The organism is Pseudomonas sp. BF-RE-25 (assembly GCF_019956105.1).
GTDB lineage: Bacteria > Pseudomonadota > Gammaproteobacteria > Pseudomonadales > Pseudomonadaceae > Aquipseudomonas > Aquipseudomonas migulae.
This window is the reverse complement of sequence record NZ_JAHBDB010000062.1, coordinates 12872-28126: the sequence shown is the minus strand read 5'-3', so window position 1 is coordinate 28126 and position 15255 is coordinate 12872. Positions and strand designations below refer to the sequence as shown.

18 protein-coding genes are annotated in these 15255 nt (G+C 59.3%); 9 read left to right on the top strand and 9 right to left on the bottom strand.

The window, feature by feature from the left end; genetic code table 11:
* Nucleotides 1-1038 precede the first annotated feature (1038 nt).
* Nucleotides 1039-2010, top strand: a complete 972-nt coding sequence (locus KGB24_RS24050; RefSeq protein WP_008031383.1) for a L,D-transpeptidase family protein — start codon at nucleotides 1039-1041, stop codon at nucleotides 2008-2010.
* A 123-nt stretch (nucleotides 2011-2133) separates the two neighbouring features.
* Here KGB24_RS24050 and oprI read toward each other — a convergent pair whose 3' ends face one another.
* Nucleotides 2134-2385, bottom strand: a complete 252-nt coding sequence (oprI, locus tag KGB24_RS24045) for an outer membrane lipoprotei OprI (protein ID WP_003172710.1) — start codon at nucleotides 2383-2385, stop codon at nucleotides 2134-2136.
* Between the two features lie 644 nt (nucleotides 2386-3029).
* Here oprI and KGB24_RS24040 point away from each other — a divergent pair.
* Nucleotides 3030-3317: a GNAT family N-acetyltransferase gene (locus tag KGB24_RS24040; protein WP_008031384.1), complete on the top strand. Its 288-nt coding sequence runs from the start codon at nucleotides 3030-3032 to the stop codon at nucleotides 3315-3317.
* A 60-nt stretch (nucleotides 3318-3377) separates the two neighbouring features.
* On the opposite strand, the gene KGB24_RS24035 is transcribed toward KGB24_RS24040, so the two are convergent.
* Together KGB24_RS24035 and KGB24_RS24030 are read right to left on the bottom strand one after the other, a co-directional pair.
* The gene (locus KGB24_RS24035; protein ID WP_008031386.1) at nucleotides 3378-4454 is read right to left on the bottom strand and encodes a 3-deoxy-7-phosphoheptulonate synthase; all 1077 of its coding nucleotides are present in this window, start codon (nucleotides 4452-4454) and stop codon (nucleotides 3378-3380) included.
* A 162-nt stretch (nucleotides 4455-4616) separates the two neighbouring features.
* Complete coding sequence (locus tag KGB24_RS24030) at nucleotides 4617-5060, bottom strand: PilZ domain-containing protein (protein ID WP_008031388.1); 444 nt, start codon at nucleotides 5058-5060, stop codon at nucleotides 4617-4619.
* Between KGB24_RS24030 and KGB24_RS24025 the strand changes: the two genes are divergently transcribed.
* The 5 genes from KGB24_RS24025 (at nucleotide 5059) to cysB (ending at nucleotide 9015) form a co-directional block, all read left to right on the top strand.
* Nucleotides 5059-5445, top strand: coding sequence for a thioredoxin family protein (locus KGB24_RS24025; protein WP_032832541.1), 387 nt, complete (start codon nucleotides 5059-5061; stop codon nucleotides 5443-5445). The two genes, KGB24_RS24030 and KGB24_RS24025, sit on opposite strands and share 2 nt — an antisense overlap.
* Nucleotides 5442-6398: a putative 2-dehydropantoate 2-reductase gene (locus tag KGB24_RS24020; RefSeq protein ID WP_223414392.1), complete on the top strand. Its 957-nt coding sequence runs from the start codon at nucleotides 5442-5444 to the stop codon at nucleotides 6396-6398. The genes KGB24_RS24025 and KGB24_RS24020 overlap by 4 nt, the downstream gene beginning before the upstream one ends.
* Before the next feature lie 25 nt (nucleotides 6399-6423).
* Nucleotides 6424-7329, top strand: a complete 906-nt coding sequence (locus tag KGB24_RS24015; RefSeq protein WP_008031392.1) for a 5'-nucleotidase — start codon at nucleotides 6424-6426, stop codon at nucleotides 7327-7329.
* Between the two features lie 94 nt (nucleotides 7330-7423).
* Entirely contained in the window at nucleotides 7424-7927 is a 504-nt protein-coding gene (locus KGB24_RS24010; protein ID WP_008031396.1) for a universal stress protein, read from the top strand.
* A gap of 113 nt (nucleotides 7928-8040) precedes the next feature.
* The gene (gene cysB / locus KGB24_RS24005; RefSeq protein WP_008031398.1) at nucleotides 8041-9015 is read left to right on the top strand and encodes an HTH-type transcriptional regulator CysB; all 975 of its coding nucleotides are present in this window, start codon (nucleotides 8041-8043) and stop codon (nucleotides 9013-9015) included.
* A gap of 7 nt (nucleotides 9016-9022) precedes the next feature.
* On the opposite strand, the gene KGB24_RS24000 is transcribed toward cysB, so the two are convergent.
* Together KGB24_RS24000 and KGB24_RS23995 are read right to left on the bottom strand one after the other, a co-directional pair.
* Nucleotides 9023-9505 carry a GreA/GreB family elongation factor gene (locus tag KGB24_RS24000; protein WP_008031400.1) on the bottom strand — a complete coding sequence of 161 codons (483 nt, stop codon included), beginning with the start codon at nucleotides 9503-9505 and terminating at the stop codon, nucleotides 9023-9025.
* 2 nt (nucleotides 9506-9507) lie between these two features.
* Nucleotides 9508-9918 (bottom strand): hypothetical protein, encoded by a 411-nt coding sequence (locus KGB24_RS23995; RefSeq protein ID WP_008031402.1) that lies wholly within the window; start codon nucleotides 9916-9918, stop codon nucleotides 9508-9510.
* Between the two features lie 124 nt (nucleotides 9919-10042).
* Between KGB24_RS23995 and earP the strand changes: the two genes are divergently transcribed.
* The gene (earP, locus tag KGB24_RS23990) at nucleotides 10043-11200 is read left to right on the top strand and encodes an elongation factor P maturation arginine rhamnosyltransferase EarP (RefSeq protein WP_223414391.1); all 1158 of its coding nucleotides are present in this window, start codon (nucleotides 10043-10045) and stop codon (nucleotides 11198-11200) included.
* A 48-nt stretch (nucleotides 11201-11248) separates the two neighbouring features.
* Nucleotides 11249-11818, top strand: a complete 570-nt coding sequence (locus KGB24_RS23985) for an elongation factor P (protein ID WP_007943632.1) — start codon at nucleotides 11249-11251, stop codon at nucleotides 11816-11818.
* Nucleotides 11819-11976: 158 nt separating this feature from the next.
* Here the strand turns inward: KGB24_RS23985 and KGB24_RS23980 are convergent, their stop codons facing one another.
* From KGB24_RS23980 to KGB24_RS23965, 4 genes are all read right to left on the bottom strand, one after another.
* Nucleotides 11977-12993, bottom strand: coding sequence for an alpha/beta hydrolase (locus tag KGB24_RS23980; protein ID WP_192227302.1), 1017 nt, complete (start codon nucleotides 12991-12993; stop codon nucleotides 11977-11979).
* Nucleotides 12994-13025: 32 nt separating this feature from the next.
* Nucleotides 13026-13445 (bottom strand): organic hydroperoxide resistance protein, encoded by a 420-nt coding sequence (locus KGB24_RS23975; RefSeq protein WP_008031409.1) that lies wholly within the window; start codon nucleotides 13443-13445, stop codon nucleotides 13026-13028.
* Between the two features lie 316 nt (nucleotides 13446-13761).
* On the bottom strand, nucleotides 13762-14223 hold the full coding sequence (locus tag KGB24_RS23970) for a MarR family winged helix-turn-helix transcriptional regulator (protein ID WP_008031411.1): 462 nt from the start codon (nucleotides 14221-14223) through the stop codon (nucleotides 13762-13764).
* A gap of 69 nt (nucleotides 14224-14292) precedes the next feature.
* A complete protein-coding gene (locus KGB24_RS23965) occupies nucleotides 14293-15249 on the bottom strand; it encodes a LysR family transcriptional regulator (RefSeq protein ID WP_008031414.1) in 957 nt (318 codons plus the stop codon).
* Nucleotides 15250-15255 lie beyond the last annotated feature (6 nt).

Genomic DNA, 15255 nt, shown 5'->3' with positions numbered 1-15255 from the left:
TGTATAAGAGACAGGGTTGGGGGCATATCCGGTTTTGCGGTAACGGCCACTGACGGTTTCGCTTTTACAGCGAGTCACTTTCGAAAAGCGCGAAAGTAACCAAAGCGCTTTTGCCCCTTTCGTTCGGTGCCTCGCTATGGCTCGGCATCCCCTCGCTCCGGTCCTGCTCCGTGGGCCCGCCGCGATCGGCCATCCTTGGACGTGCGCGGCTAACCCGGCATCCATGCCGGGTTGCCCACTGCGCAGAACCTCCACTCGGCCTCTCGAGGGGGCGACTACCGCCACAGCCGCCGAGGCGGCCTGAAAGCCGACCTGGCTCATTTTGTGTACGCGTTTCCTTCGCTACAGCGGCCACTCATTCAGGATGTGGACACCGATCCCCTGTAGGAGCCGGCTTGCTGGCGATGGCGTCCGTCCAGCCAATAAATGCGTCGACTGACCCACCGCTATCGCCAGCAAGCCGGCTCCTACAATGGATTGGGTTCGCACGATTCAAAATTGTAGGAGCCAGCTTGCTGGCGATGGACGTCAACGATAACGCGGGCTGTCTGAATGAACGCGTCGCCCAGACGTTTTTCGCCGGCAAGCCGGCTCCTACAGGGAATCGCGTTTGCTTTTGATTTTCACCACTCATCAGGCCGAGCGTTAGCTCGCCTTCCGCTTTTGATCTGAGCGCCCCCTCGAGAGGCCGAGTGGAGGTTCTGCGTAGTGGGCAACCCGGCATGGATGCCGGGTTAGCCGCCCCCGGCCATGGATGGCCGATGGCGGCGGGCCCACGGAGCAGGACCGGAGCGAGGGCATGGCGAGCCTTAGCGAGCCACCGAACGAAAGGGGCAAGAGCCCTTGGTTACTTGGGGCTCTTCCAAGTGACTCGCCGTAAGGGCGAAACCAATAGCCGCCGTTACCGCAGAAACGGATATGCCCCCTGAAAAATATCGCAGCCAATTCACGCTCTATCGGTGTCTCTCCCCGAATACCAGAGCGCCAGTGTACAATTGCGTTCTTAAACCCCAGTCGATTATGCGAAGGATTTTCCGGATGTTGCCGCGCTTTCCTGCCGTCACCCGCTGCCTGACTCTTGCCGCCCTTTGTGTGGCAGGCCCCGTAGCAGCATTGGAGCTACCCCTGCCACCGCCCGGTGAAGACATCATCGGCCAGGTGCAAGTGATCAAGGCCAAGTACGAAGACACCTTCGCCGACCTTGGCACCACCTACGATCTGGGCTACTCGGAAATGGTCGCGGCCAACCCTGGCGTCGATCCATGGTTGCCGGGTGCCGGCACCGAGATCGTGCTGCCGACGCGCTTCATCCTGCCGCCAGGCCCACGTGAAGGCATCGTCATCAACCTGGCTGAATACCGCCTCTACTACTTCCCGAAAGGCCGGAACGTGGTCTACACCTTCCCGCTGGGTATCGGTCGTGAAGGCTGGGGTTCGCCGATTGCCCACACCAGCATCGTTGCGAAGACGCCGAACCCGACCTGGACCCCTCCAGCGTCGATCAAGGCCGAGCACGCCGCTGACGGCGATCCGCTGCCGAACGTCGTGCCGGCCGGCCCGGACAACCCGCTGGGCCCGTTCAAGTTCACCCTGGGCACACCAGGCTACCTGATCCACGGTTCGAACAAGAAGTTCGGCATCGGCATGCGCACCAGCCACGGCTGCTTCCGCATGTTCAACAACAACGTGCTGCAAATGGCAGGCATGGTGCCGGTCGGCACGTCGGTGCGCATTCTCAACGACCCGTACAAGTTCGGTGTAAGTGGCGGCAAGGTGTATCTGGAAGCGCACACGCCGCTGGACGACAAGGGCAACCCGTCGGTCGTCGACAAGCACACGGCTGTGATCAACGCGATGCTCAAGCGCGAAGACATCACCAACAACCTGCGCATGAACTGGGATGTGGTGCGTGATGTGGTTGCCGCTGAAGATGGCCTGCCGGTGGAAATCGCCGTGCCGAATACTTCTGCGCCGATGGTGACGAGTGCACCGATCGATCCGTTGCAGTAAGGCTTGAACAGAACCCGCCGGCGCTGAGAGCGTCGGCGGGTTTTTTATTGCCTGGACAAACGCCGGGCAATAAAAAAGCCGACCCAAAAAATGGGTCGGCTTGATAACAACCCCGAAGGATTATTACTTGCGGCTAGCTTTTTCCAGCATGCGCAGAGCACGCTCGTTAGCTTCGTCAGCAGTCTGTTGTGCTTTTTGAGCAGCAGCCAGAGCTTCATCAGCTTTACGGTAAGCTTCGTCTGCACGAGCCTGGGAGCGAGCAGCTGCGTCTTCAGTAGCGGTCAGACGTGCTTCGGTTTCTTTCGATACGCTGCTGCAACCGGTAGCCAGAACTGCGGCCAGAGCCAGAGCAGAGAATTTCAGAACGTTGTTCATCGTGTTCCCCTTCAAGGACTTTCTATTAAAGTAGCTGTCTCCTCAGAGTGAGGAAATAGCCGGCGTACATACTACCCATTACTTGTCGTAAGTAAACTGACGTAAAGCAAGAAGCAAAAAAAATTGTAGGCGTTGATTCTTTTTCGAGCAACTTTTACTTGCGATTGATTAAAAAATATCCAGCTGCAAGGCCCGAGCTGAGCGAGTTGGCACGAAAAAGTTCCCGGAGGCAGGACTGTTTTCCCCATCTTGGCTAAAGTCTGTCTAGATGGATTCGTCTACACTTTTGTTCGGAATTTGCGCGACACCTCTCAAACTCTTTCGCCTAGTTGAGGTGACTTAATAGAGGGGCGCTCGTCTTAAGTCTCAACATCCGGCGATGTTCAGGCTATCGACCCGCAGAGCGCTTCGGTCGAGCCGTCCCTGCGTAACCCGGAGCAGCACCCGCCCAACCCTGCGTGATGACGAGCGCACCTTGAGCATTTCTGCCAATGGTGCCTACTATTTGATACGTGCTCGGTTGCGCGAGATCGGTGCAGCTCTTCTCGGTGTCCATTCAGGCACGGGGGTGGCGTAGATGTTCCTTCGCCGGAAAAACATCGGTAAGGTAGGGGTCAGAATTCAAGACCCGCAGAGGAGTTGTGATGAGCGAGGCGTTGTCCATCAACCATGACCAGGCAGGTCATCAGTTCGAGACCAATGTGGACGGTCATCGTGCCTACCTGACCTATATGGATCTGGGGAAACAGACTCTGGATATCTATCGCACCTTCGTGCCCAATGCATTGCGTGGTCGCGGCATTGCGGCAGCCTTGACCGAGAAGGCGCTGGAGTACGCCGAGGAAATGGGCTACACCGTGATTCCATCGTGTTCCTACGTGGAGCGCTACATGGAGCGCCACCAGCGGCATGCGGCCAAGCTGAGCCAGTAAAACGAACGCATAAAAAAACGCCGGGTTAAGCCCGGCGTTTTTGTGTGCGCTGAACAGTGATCAGGTGCGATCACGTTTAGGCAGCACATCCTTGAGCTTGGCGTGCATGCTGCGCAAGGTGTTTTCGGTGGCGGACCAGTCGATGCAGGCATCGGTGATCGACACGCCGTATTGCAGGTCGGCGAGGTCTTTCGGGATCGCCTGGCAGCCCCAGTTCAGATGACTTTCGACCATCAGGCCGATGATCGACCGGTTGCCTTCGAGGATCTGGTTGGCGACGTTCTCCATCACCAGCGGTTGCAGGGCCGGGTCCTTGTTGGAGTTGGCGTGGCTGCAGTCGACCATGATGTTCGGCTTGATCTTCGCTTTGTTCAGCGCTTGTTCGCACAGTGCGACGCTGACCGAATCGTAGTTCGGCTTGCCGTTGCCGCCGCGCAGCACCACGTGACCGTAGGCATTGCCCTTGGTGGTAACGATCGACACGCCACCTTCCTGGTTGATCCCCAGGAAACGATGCGGGCTGGAAACCGATTGCAGGGCGTTGATCGCTACGGTAAGGCCGCCGTCGGTGCCGTTCTTGAAGCCGACCGCCGAGGACAGGCCGGAAGCCATCTCACGGTGGGTCTGGGATTCGGTGGTGCGCGCGCCGATGGCCGACCAGCTGATCAGGTCCTGCAAATATTGCGGAGAGATCGGGTCAAGGGCTTCGGTCGCGGTCGGCAGGCCCATTTCGGCCAGGTCCAGCAGCAACTGACGACCAATGTGCAGACCGTCCTGAATCTTGAAGGAGTCGTCCAGGTACGGGTCGTTGATCAAGCCTTTCCAGCCGACAGTGGTGCGTGGCTTCTCGAAATACACGCGCATGACCAGATACAGCGTATCGGACACTTCCGCCGCCAGCACTTTCAGGCGCTCGGCGTATTCGTGGGCAGCCTTGATGTCGTGGATCGAGCACGGCCCGATGACGACAAACAGGCGGTGGTCGGTGCCATCAAGAATGTTGCGAATGACTTCGCGACCCTTGGTGACGGTGCGCAGGGCAGCGTCGCTCAGAGGGATATCACGCTTGAGCTGGTCAGGAGTGATCAGCGTCTCGTTGGAGGCGACGTTTAGGTCGTTGATCGGTAAATCAGCCATCGTTTACTCGTCAGGTCACGGGTGCCGGCCGCCAGCGAACCCGCGCGGCGGAGCACAGCAAATTAAGCGCGTCGGGGAGCGGAACCTTAGCGCGTTACACCGTGGCTCGACAATGGGCAGACAGCGGTTTAAGGGCCATTCGCAACGAATTGATGACGTCCCTTAATCCAGCACCGCCTGCGCAAATGCCTTGCGAACCGTGTCGTGGGAAAACTCGTCGGCGTGTTGCTGGACCCATTCGAGGGCCAGCGCCTGGGTTTCCTGCAGGTCGTCGTGGGCGTCATGCAAGCGACAGTAACGCTCGATCTGACACACCTGTTCGCCCATTCGGGCGCTGAACATCATCTGCTCGTCAACAAAGGCAATGCCTACCAGGTAGCCGCGCTTGCGTCGCAAGCACCAGGCCACGTAGCCCAGAAAACGCATATCGGGGTTCAAGGTCGGCATGCGGACTTCCAGCGCGGTACCGTGACGCCAGGCGCGGTGGTAATTGCAAGCCATGCCCCCGAGGCTGATAGTGTGCAGCTGTTGCCGTGAAATACACTCAGGTTTTAGCAACGTTAATTCGACGGGTACATCGTCAGGATGAGGAATAAAACGTCCCATGAGCACGGACTCCATGTGTCGGCCATCTGACATTGTTTCCCCCAGTATAGTGGTCGAATTGGCACTGACCGATTTCGACGCCGACCAACGGTTGCTGGCGATGAGCGGCGTTTCGCTGGTTGTTTTTACCAGCGTCGGCTGCGCCAGTTGCCGTTTTGCCCGAGAGCAATTGCCCAGGCTCGATCTGGATGTCGATCGCTTGTGCTGGATCGATGCCGGGGACAACGGCGGGGTGGTCGAGCGTTATCAGGTCTTTCATTTGCCGGCGCTGTTTGTGGTGCGCGACGGCGAGTTCTTCGGGGCACTAAAATCACGCCTGACCGCTACCGAGCTGAATGAAGCCGTAGGTCAGGCGTTGACGAGAACAGCAGAGGAGTTGCCATGACGGCTGCAGTTGCCAAACCGACCATCGGTATTATCGGAACCGGTGCGATCGGCGGGTTTTACGGGGTCATGCTGGCGCGTGCCGGCTTCGATGTGCACTTTCTGCTGCGCAGCGAGTTTTCGGCGGTGGCCGAGCACGGACTTCACGTCGACAGTGCACCGCACGGCGCACTGACGCTGAATCCGGTTCAGGCCTATTCGTCGGCCGAAGACATGCCGCCCTGCGACTGGTTGCTGGTGGGCGCCAAGACCACCAGCAATGCCGGTCTGGCGCCGGCGATCATTCAAGCCGCAGCGCCGAATGCCAAGGTACTGCTGCTGCAAAACGGCCTGGACGTCGAAGACAGTCTGCGGGCATTGCTTCCCGATACGCTGCACCTGCTCGGCGGGCTTTGTCTGATCTGCGTGCATCGCACCGGCCCGGGCGCGATCACCCATCAGGCCCTCGGCGCGGTAAACGTCGGCTACCACAGTGGCCCCGCTGGCGATGAACAGGCGCGCATGGCGATTGTCGAGGAGGGCGCCGGATTGTTCCGCAGCGCCGGCATCGATTCCCAGGCCATGGCGAACCTGCAACAGGCGCGCTGGCAAAAACTGGTCTGGAATATTCCTTACAACGGCCTCTCGGTTCTGCTTGGGGCGGGCACCACAGCGTTGATGGCCGACGCCGACAGCCGCGAACTGATCAAGGCCTTGATGGCCGAAGTGGTCCGGGGCGCGAAGGCCTGCGGTCACGACATGCCGGCCGGTTATGCCGATTATCTGTTCATGATGACCGAGAAAATGCCGGACTACTGGCCGAGCATGCACCACGACTATTTGCACAAGCGACCGCTGGAACTGGCGGCCATTTACGCCCGGCCACTGGCGGTGGCCAAGGCTGCCGGGTGCGAATTGCCGCGAATCGACGCGTTGTATCGCAGTTTGAGTTTTATCGATCGACGCAACACCTGAGTCGATCAACCCGAGGGGGAAGGGCATGGCAAAGACGATTGACGACAAGCTGGTACTGGCGATTTCTTCGCGTGCGCTGTTCGACCTGAGCGAAAGCCACAAGGTTTATCTGTCGAGCGGCGTCGAGGCTTATCGGCAATATCAGATCGAACACGAAGACGAAATCCTCGAGCCCGGCGACGCATTCCCTCTCGTTGAAAAACTCCTGAACCTGAACGCCAGCCTCGGCCGCGCCAGGGTCGAGGTGATCCTGGTGTCGCGCAACAGTGCCGACACCGGGCTGCGGGTGTTCAACTCGATTCACCATTACGGGCTGGCGATTTCGCGCGCGGCATTTGTCGGCGGGCGCAGCCCGTATCCGTACCTCAAGGCGTTTGGCTGCGACCTGTTCCTCTCGACCCATGCCGAAGACGTGCGCAGCGCACTGGATGCCGGGTTCGCGGCGGCGACCATTCTGTCGGGCGGCGCCAGCCGTGCGGCCAGTGATGAGTTGCGGATTGCCTTCGACGGTGATGCCGTGCTGTTTTCCGACGAGTCGGAGCGGGTTTATCAGGCGGGCGGCCTTGAAGCGTTCCAGGCCAGCGAACGCGAAAGTGCCCGCGAGCCCTTGCGTGGAGGGCCGTTCAAAGGCTTTCTCGCGGCACTCAATCTGTTGCAGCGCGAGTTCCCGGAGGACGACTGTCCGATCCGTACTGCGCTGGTCACCGCGCGTTCCGCACCGGCTCATGAGCGGGTGATTCGGACCCTGCGCGAGTGGGATATTCGTCTGGACGAATCGCTGTTTCTGGGTGGCCTGACCAAGTCCGCTTTCCTTGAAGCCTTTGCCGCTGACGTGTTTTTCGACGATCAGGCCGGCCATTGCGAGTTGGCTCGCGAGGTGGTCGCTACCGGCCATGTGCCGCATGGCATAAGCAATGAGCAAAAGGTTTAAGCCCGCCGTTCAACGCGTTACGCGGGACGTCGCACTCGCCAAGGCACTGCTAAGCTGAATCAATCTCCGCCATGTTGGCACTCGAGGAGGTCATATGATTCGTTCGATGCTCTATGCCACTGACCTCGGCCTGTACGCCCCTTTGGTGATGCAGCATGCCCTGGAGCTGGCTCGAACATTCAATGCCGACCTGTATGTGGTGCACGCGGTTGAACCCATGGGGCTGTTTGCCGAATCGGTGCTTCAGAGTTACCTCGATGAGCAGGCGCTGAACGAGTTTCACAGTCAGGGCCTGAACACCGTGATCGCCAATATCGAGCAGCGCGTGCTCGACAGTTTTCGTGAAGAACTGGGGGATGAAGGGGAGCAGGATCTGGAGCGGATACAAGCGGTGCGGGTGCTTCAGGGCGATCCGTCGCAGGTGATTCTCGAACAGGCGCAGAAACTCTCCGTGGATTTGTTGATCGTAGGTAGTCATAGCCATGGTGCTGGCGCGGAAACGCCTTTGGGGCGGACCGCAGCGCGGGTGTTGCAGTTGGCTCGGGTCCCGGTCTATCTGGTGCCGCTGGTGGAACGCCGTCGCCAAGGGGACCGCTAGTACACGAATAGTGGCAGTTTGATAAAAAAGTTCTAGATTTATTCTTCAAACCATTAATATAGTTATATACCGTCGCTGATGCCCGTGGCGTCTACCTGCTTTGAGGGATTCATATGAAGCTTCAACAATTGCGCTACATCTGGGAAGTGGCGCACCACGACCTCAACGTTTCCGCTACAGCCCAAAGCCTTTACACCTCGCAACCGGGCATCAGCAAGCAGATCCGTCTGCTGGAAGACGAATTGGGCGTCGAGGTTTTTGCTCGCAGCGGCAAGCACCTGACCCGCGTCACCCCGGCCGGCGAGCGCATCATCACCACCGCCGGCGAGATCCTGCGCAAGGTTGAAAGCATCAAGCAGATCGCCCAGGAATTCTCCAACGAGAAGAAAGGCACCCTGTCGATCGCCACCACGCACACCCAGGCGCGTTATGCGTTGCCGCCGGTGATCAGCAATTTCATCAAGCAATACCCGGACGTTGCGCTGCACATGCACCAGGGTTCGCCGATGCAGATCGCCGAAATGGCTGCTGACGGCACCGTCGATTTCGCCATCGCGACTGAAGCGCTGGAGCTGTTCGGTGATCTGGTGATGATGCCGTGCTACCGCTGGAACCGCTGCGTGGTCGTGCCTCAGGGCCACCCGTTGACCAAGCTGTCGAAGCTGACCCTCGAAGCGCTGGCCGAATACCCGATCGTGACTTATGTGTTCGGTTTCACCGGCCGTTCGAAACTCGACGAAGCCTTCAGCCATCGCGGCCTGACGCCGAAAGTGGTGTTCACCGCCGCCGACGCCGACGTGATCAAGACTTACGTTCGCCTGGGGTTGGGCGTGGGCATCGTGGCGAAAATGGCGGTCGATACCAAGCTCGATAATGACCTGGTGGTGCTCGATGCCAGCGAATTGTTCGAATCCAGCATCACCAAAATCGGTTTCCGTCGCGGCACCTTCCTGCGTGGCTTCATGTGCGACTTCATCGAGAAGTTCGCCCCGCACCTGACCCGCGAAGTCATGGCCAAAGCCATTCAGTGCCACAACAAGCAGGAACTGGAAGAGCTGTTCGACGGCGTCGAACTGCCGGTTCATTGATCTCCCGCTAAACCACCTCGGTAACAGAAAACTGTTGCCGAGCACCCGCCACCAGAATCTCCACCTCGTCCCCCTCGAACTTGCCCAGCAGGCTTTTGCCCAGCGGCGAGCGAGGGGTGATGACGGTAATCCACTGCCCCACCAGATCGACCTTCAAACCTGCCGCGTCGGGCGCCAGGAACAGCCATTGCTCACGTCCCTTTTCGTCTTCGAGACCGAGCAGGGCACCGACTTCAATGCCGCGCTGGTCGTCATAAGGCCGCAGCGTCAGGTTCTGGCACAGCGTCAGTGACTGCCTGATTTCCTCCACGCGCTTTGCCTGCCCGGCCGCCAGATATGACGCCTCCAGGCCCAGGGTGTCGTACTTGTTTTCGGCGATGTTTTCTTCGTGGGTCGCCGTTTCGTAAGCGGTTTGCGCGGCACGCTCGGCAATGTCGAGATCGATCCGCAGCTTGTCGATAATCAGTTGGTGGACGGTTTGCTTATTCATGATCAATCGCAGAATTGCAGGACATTAGCGCGACTTTTTTCGCTCGGTGCGGTGCGGTCCTGTTGCAGCCAGAACTGGCAATTGGGGTTCGACAGATTGCGGTTGCTGCTGCGCGCCTGATCCAGCCGTTGTGCCTGTTCGTTCTTGCGCAGGTTCTCTTCGTACTGCTGGAAAATCGGGCTCTGCGGCGGAATGTCCGGCACCGGTTGCACCACTACCGGCGGCTTGGCCAATTGCTCCACCGCTTGCGCGACGGGCGCCAGTTGCTCGCTGAACAACAGGCGCGAGGCGAGCCAGCAGGTCAGTGCGATCGCGAGGAAACCCAGCCACAATCCGAGGGCGATACTGCCCGTCAGTTGCAGGGCATTAAGCTGGATCGGCAAGCGGCGGCGCGGATTGGGACGGTAGGGCATGACTGCCTCCTGGCGGGTGGTCGCGGGCGAGTGGCGATTGTCGCATGAAGATTAATCGCCGTCGGCTCTTCTGCACGGGGTAATTTATGCGGACAATCGGCGCCTTTGCCAACGGGAGCCTGGAATGCCTGAAATGCCTCAAATGAAAAACCGCAGGCGCTGGGATATTTTTTGCATCGTGGTCGATAACTTTGGCGACATCGGTGTGACCTGGCGCCTGGCCCGCCAATTGGTGGCCGAACATGCGATGGACGTGCGTTTGTGGGTCGATGATTTGCGGGCCTTCGAGCGTTTGTGCCCAGCCATTGATCTCAATCTTCCACAGCAGTGGCAGGAGGGGGTCGAGGTGCGCCAGTGGACGGCCGACTGGCAGTCGACTGACGCGGCTGATGTGGTGATCGCCGCGTTCGCCTGCCAGTTGCCGAGTGCTTACATGGAGGCCATGGCGGCGCGGGAGAAGCCGCCACTGTGGTTGAACCTCGACTACCTGAGCGCAGAGGATTGGGTCGTTGGCTGCCACGGCTTGCCGTCGGTGAAGTACAAAAATGTGCAGAAATTCTTTTTCTTTCCGGGGTTCCAAAAGGGCACCGGTGGCTTGCTGCGTGAAAGCGGATTGCTGGAGCGGCGTCGGCAATTTCAGCAAGATCCCGAGGCTCAGCGCGCATTCCTGCAAGGTTTAGGGATTGATCGTGCGCAAGGCGCGCAGCTGATTTCGCTGTTCGCCTACGAAAATGCCGGCCTGGCCAGTTGGCTGGATGTCCTGGCCGCCGATCCAGTGCCCACGCATCTGCTGGTGCCCGAAGGGCGGATTCTCGGTGATGTCGAACGTTGGCTCGGTGTCGAGGGTTTGGCGGCTGGCGCGGTGCATGTGCGCGAGTCATTGACCGTGCAAGTGCTGCCGTTCGTCCGACAGGATCAATACGATCACCTGCTTTGGTGCTGCGATTTCAACGCCGTGCGCGGCGAAGATTCGTTTGTCCGCGCGCAATGGGCAGGGCGGCCGCTGCTCTGGCACATCTATCGGCAGGACGAAGACATTCATCTGGACAAGCTCGAAGCCTTCCTCACGCTCTACACAAAAGGCCTGTCTGCGCCTGCCCGCGAGGCGATCAGCGGTCTTTGGCGAGAGTGGAATGCCGGGCATGATATGTCCGACCATTGGGCTACGACCCGTAAACACTGGCCAGAACTGCAAAAACACGCCGAAGCGTGGTGTCTGGAACAGGCTTTGCAGGCTGATCTTGCCGCAGCGCTGGTACAGTTTTACCTAAATTGGATATGATACGCGGCCTAGATTTTTGTAAATCCCATCCAAATTCGGATATTCGCAATGAAAACTGGTAAAGAACTGAAACCCGGTACCGTGATCCGTCTCGAAAACGATCCATGGTTGGTTCAGAAAGCTGAATTCACCAAATCCGGTCGTAACAGCGCGATCATGAAGACCAAGCTGAAAAACCTGCTGACCGGTTACAAGACCGAGATCGTTTACAGCGCTGACGACAAACTGGACGACGTAATCCTCGACCGCAAAGAAGCGACCCTGTCCTTCATCAGCGGCGACACCTACACGTTCATGGACACCACCGACTACACCATGTACGAGCTGAACGCTGAAGACATCGAAGCCGTTCTGCCTTTCGTTGAAGAAGGCATGACCGATGTTTGCGAAGCGATCTTCTTCGAAGAGCGTCTGGTTTCCGTAGAACTGCCGACCACTATCGTGCGTCAGGTTGACTACACCGAAGGTTCCGCTCGCGGCGACACTTCCGGCAAGGTAATGAAGCCTGCCAAACTGAAGAACGGTACCGAGCTGTCGGTTGCTGACTTCATCGAAATCGGCGACATGATCGAGATCGATACCCGCGAAGGCGGTTCCTACAAAGGCCGTGCTAAATAAGCACTGCTTCAGGAATGAAAAAGCCCGACCATTGAGTCGGGCTTTTTTGTGCCTGCAAACTACACACCAGCCCCTGTAGGAGCGAGGCTTGCCCGCGAAGGCGTCTTTTCTGACACACCGCTTTCGCGGGCAAGCCTCGCTCCTACAGGGGGGCGGTGTTATTTCTTCAGGTGTTGCTTCAGTTCTTCGGACGCTTGCAGCATTGCGGAGCGAACCGCTGGCACCTGGCTCACTACGTTCAGCAAACCATAATCGTGAATCATGCCGTTGTAACGCACCGCCGTGACCGGCACACCCGCCTCATCCAGTTTACGCGCATAGGCTTCACCTTCATCGCGCAGCACATCAGCCCCGGCCGTCTGCACCAGCGCAGGTGGCAAGCCCTTGAGTTGTGCGGTGGTCGCCCGCAGCGGTGAAGCGTAGATCTCGTTACGTTGCTTGGCGTCGGTGGTGTAGTTGTCCCAGAACCACTTCATCATGTTTTTGGTGAGGAAGTGCCCCTCGGCAAACTGGTTGTAAGACGCGGTTTCAAAGCTCGCATCGGTCACCGGCCACAACAGCACCTGGAACTTGATCGCCGGGGTGCCTTTGTCTTTGGCCATCAGCGCAACCACGGCCGCCATGTTGCCGCCGACACTGTTACCGGCCACGGCCAGTCGCTTGCCATCGACGTTGATCTCTTTGCCGTGCTCGGCCACCCATTTAGTGGCCGCGTAAGCCTGGTTGATCGCCACCGGGTAATGCGCTTCCGGCGAAGGGGTGTAGTTGACGAACACCGCCGCCGCCCCCGAACCCGTGACCAGATCCCGAACCAGCCGCTCGTGGGTCGGGAAGTCCCCCAGCACCCAGCCGCCGCCGTGGAAGAACATGAACACCGGCAGCTCGCCTTTGACCCCGGCCGGCCGGACGATGGTCAGGCTGAGCGGTTGGCCGTCGACTTGAATGGTCTTCTGGCTGACGTCTGCTTTTGGCAACGTCAGTTTCACCCCGGCTTGCGCGCCGACCAAAATGGCCCGGGCATCTTTCGGTGAAAGCTGTTCCATCGGTTTGCCGGTGCCGGCATTCAGGACATCGAGGAACGCCTGGGTGTTGTGTTCAACCCCCTCGCCCGCGAATGCGCTGTGGATGGACAGGGCGAGAAGGGTGCCGGTCAAGACTTTGCTGAAAGTGTTCATGTTCGTTTCCTGTTCGGTCTTGGAGTCGACGGTTAGACGGTCACGTGCAGGCGCACTTCGACGTTGCCGCGGGTGGCGTTGGAGTACGGGCAGACCTGGTGGGCCGCGTCGACCAGGGTTTGCGCATCGGCTTGTTCAAGACCCGGCAGGCTGATGTGCAGGTCGATGTCCAGACCGAAGCCGCCAGGAATCTGGCCGATGCCGACGTGGGCAGTGATCGAGGCGTCGGCAGGGATGCTGCGTTTGGTCTGGCTGGCAACGAACTTCAGTGCGCCGATGAAGCAGGCCGAGTAACCGGCGGCGAACAGTTGTTCCGGGTTGGTGGCCGCGCCGCCAGCACCGCCGAGTTCTTTCGGAGTGGCGAGTTTGACGTCGAGGATGTTGTCGCTGGAAACCGCACGACCGTCACGGCCGCCAGTGGAGGTTGCGATTGCGGTGTAGAGAGTTTGCATGATGTAGGCCTCGTTTCAGGTTTGGATGATTTGCGCTAAATGTTTGCGCGCTAAGTAAGTGCGAGATGAATGTATCGCGCTAATATTTAGTGCGCAAGATAAATTTTGAAAAAAGTTTTCCTGAAAGCATGCGCAGGGTATGCATTCGGCGGGGAGAGGCTTGATGTAGAGGCTTTGGTGTGGGAGTGACAGGCAGGAATTTTTTGTGGCGTCGAGGATGCTTTCGCGGGCAAGCCTCGCTCCTACAGACCGCACATGACCTGTAGGAGCGAGGCTTGCCCGCGAAGAACGATAACGCGATCTATCAGGTGATCGCTTAGAGGCTGTCCTGCAGATTGCTACGCAGCACTTGCAGCTCCGCTTGCAGTTTCTGCAACCGCTCAAGCGTCATGCCGCTGGCGCCGAGGATGCACTGGGGCACGCCGCGCGCCTTGTCCCGCAACGCGCGACCCTGTTCAGTCAGCTCGACAATCACCACTCGCTCGTCCTCGCGGCTGCGAGTGCGGCTGAGCAAGCCTTCGACTTCCAGGCGCTTGAGCAACGGGGTCAGCGAGCCGGGATCGGTCAGCAAGCGCGTGCTGATTTCGCCTACGGTCAAACCGTCCCGTTCCCACAACACCATCATCGCCAGGTACTGCGGATAGGTCAGGCCCAGCGCTTGCAGCAGCGGCTTGTAGACCTTGGTCATCAGCAGTGAAGTGGAATGCAGGGCGAAGCAGGCCTGGTTGTCCAGCAGCAGGTCGTCGCAGTTATCCGTGGTGTCGCGTTCGGTGTTCATCTCAAAGCCTTGATCAGTGATCTTCATGAATCTAGCGGGCGAATCTTTAATGCGCCAGATAATTTTGACCTAGTGCCGGTCCAGATTGGTTCGCAGCGCCAGATCCCATGGCGGGACAGGGCTGAAGCGGACTTTCAGGTACTCCAGCAATAAACGACTCCTCGGGTTGGGTTGCTGCTCCAGACGCAACGCATAGATGCCGGTGGTTTCCGGCGGTGGCAGGCCGTGTTCACAGAACAGCGGCAGCAGTTCGCCGCGCAACAGGTATTCGCTGGTCAGCCAGGTCGGCAAGTGCGCGATACCGAGCCCGGCCAGCGCACCGCAGACCAGTGCCTCGGCATTGTTGGCGCTCATGCGGATGCGCCCGGGACGATGCAAATGCATTTCTGCGTTTTGCTCGAAACGCCAGGCAAATGGCGGCGCCAGGCCATCCCAGTCGAGGCCGTCGTGATCACTCAACTGCGCCGGGTCGGTCGGCACGCCACGGCGTTGCAGGTATGCGGGGCTGGCGCAGGCGATGCGCACCATGCTCGCCAGCGGCGTGGCCACCAGCCGGGTGTCGGCCATTTGCCCGGCGCGCAGCACCAGATCGACCTTGCCCAGATTCAAACCCTGCATGTCGACAAAACTGTCGATCAGGTGCAGTTGCACGTCGAGGCCGGGGTACAGCATCAGAAAATCAGCGATCACTGGCGCCAGATGCCGTCGGCCGAACGCGGCGGGCGCGTCGATCCGGATCAAGCCTTCCGGCGCACTGCTCAGGGACACTGCCTCGGCGCGGGCCAGTTGCAATTCCGCCACGATCCGCCGCGCACGCTCGGCAAACGCCACGCCGGCCGGAGTCGCGCGGACGGCATGGGTGCTGCGAATGAACAGCTGGCTGCCGACCGCGCTTTCCAGGCTATCGATGCGCCGCGCCACGGCCGATGGGGTCAGTGGATGACGGCGAGAGGCAGCGGAAAAGCTGCCGGTTTCCAGCACGTCGAGGAACAGGCCGAGTTGTTCGGTCAATTGATTAGGGTTCATGGTGTA

Excerpts from the sequence above, each read along its gene's own strand:
- KGB24_RS24050 (WP_008031383.1), top strand. The coding sequence starts at position 1,039 with ATGTTGCCGCGCTTTCCTGCCGTCACCCGCTGCCTGACTCTTGCCGCC.
- KGB24_RS23985 (WP_007943632.1), top strand. The coding sequence starts at position 11,249 with ATGAAAACTGGTAAAGAACTGAAACCCGGTACCGTGATCCGTCTCGAA.
- KGB24_RS24010 (WP_008031396.1), top strand. The coding sequence starts at position 7,424 with ATGATTCGTTCGATGCTCTATGCCACTGACCTCGGCCTGTACGCCCCT.
- KGB24_RS24000 (WP_008031400.1), bottom strand. The coding sequence starts at position 9,505 with ATGAATAAGCAAACCGTCCACCAACTGATTATCGACAAGCTGCGGATC.
- KGB24_RS24040 (WP_008031384.1), top strand. The coding sequence starts at position 3,030 with ATGAGCGAGGCGTTGTCCATCAACCATGACCAGGCAGGTCATCAGTTC.
- KGB24_RS23980 (WP_192227302.1), bottom strand. The coding sequence starts at position 12,993 with ATGAACACTTTCAGCAAAGTCTTGACCGGCACCCTTCTCGCCCTGTCC.
- oprI (WP_003172710.1), bottom strand. The coding sequence starts at position 2,385 with ATGAACAACGTTCTGAAATTCTCTGCTCTGGCTCTGGCCGCAGTTCTG.
- KGB24_RS24030 (WP_008031388.1), bottom strand. The coding sequence starts at position 5,060 with ATGGGACGTTTTATTCCTCATCCTGACGATGTACCCGTCGAATTAACG.
- KGB24_RS24015 (WP_008031392.1), top strand. The coding sequence starts at position 6,424 with ATGGCAAAGACGATTGACGACAAGCTGGTACTGGCGATTTCTTCGCGT.
- KGB24_RS24020 (WP_223414392.1), top strand. The coding sequence starts at position 5,442 with ATGACGGCTGCAGTTGCCAAACCGACCATCGGTATTATCGGAACCGGT.
- cysB (WP_008031398.1), top strand. The coding sequence starts at position 8,041 with ATGAAGCTTCAACAATTGCGCTACATCTGGGAAGTGGCGCACCACGAC.
- KGB24_RS23975 (WP_008031409.1), bottom strand. The coding sequence starts at position 13,445 with ATGCAAACTCTCTACACCGCAATCGCAACCTCCACTGGCGGCCGTGAC.
- KGB24_RS24025 (WP_032832541.1), top strand. The coding sequence starts at position 5,059 with ATGAGCACGGACTCCATGTGTCGGCCATCTGACATTGTTTCCCCCAGT.
- KGB24_RS23965 (WP_008031414.1), bottom strand. The coding sequence starts at position 15,249 with ATGAACCCTAATCAATTGACCGAACAACTCGGCCTGTTCCTCGACGTG.
- KGB24_RS23995 (WP_008031402.1), bottom strand. The coding sequence starts at position 9,918 with ATGCCCTACCGTCCCAATCCGCGCCGCCGCTTGCCGATCCAGCTTAAT.
- earP (WP_223414391.1), top strand. The coding sequence starts at position 10,043 with ATGCCTGAAATGCCTCAAATGAAAAACCGCAGGCGCTGGGATATTTTT.
- KGB24_RS24035 (WP_008031386.1), bottom strand. The coding sequence starts at position 4,454 with ATGGCTGATTTACCGATCAACGACCTAAACGTCGCCTCCAACGAGACG.
- KGB24_RS23970 (WP_008031411.1), bottom strand. The coding sequence starts at position 14,223 with ATGAACACCGAACGCGACACCACGGATAACTGCGACGACCTGCTGCTG.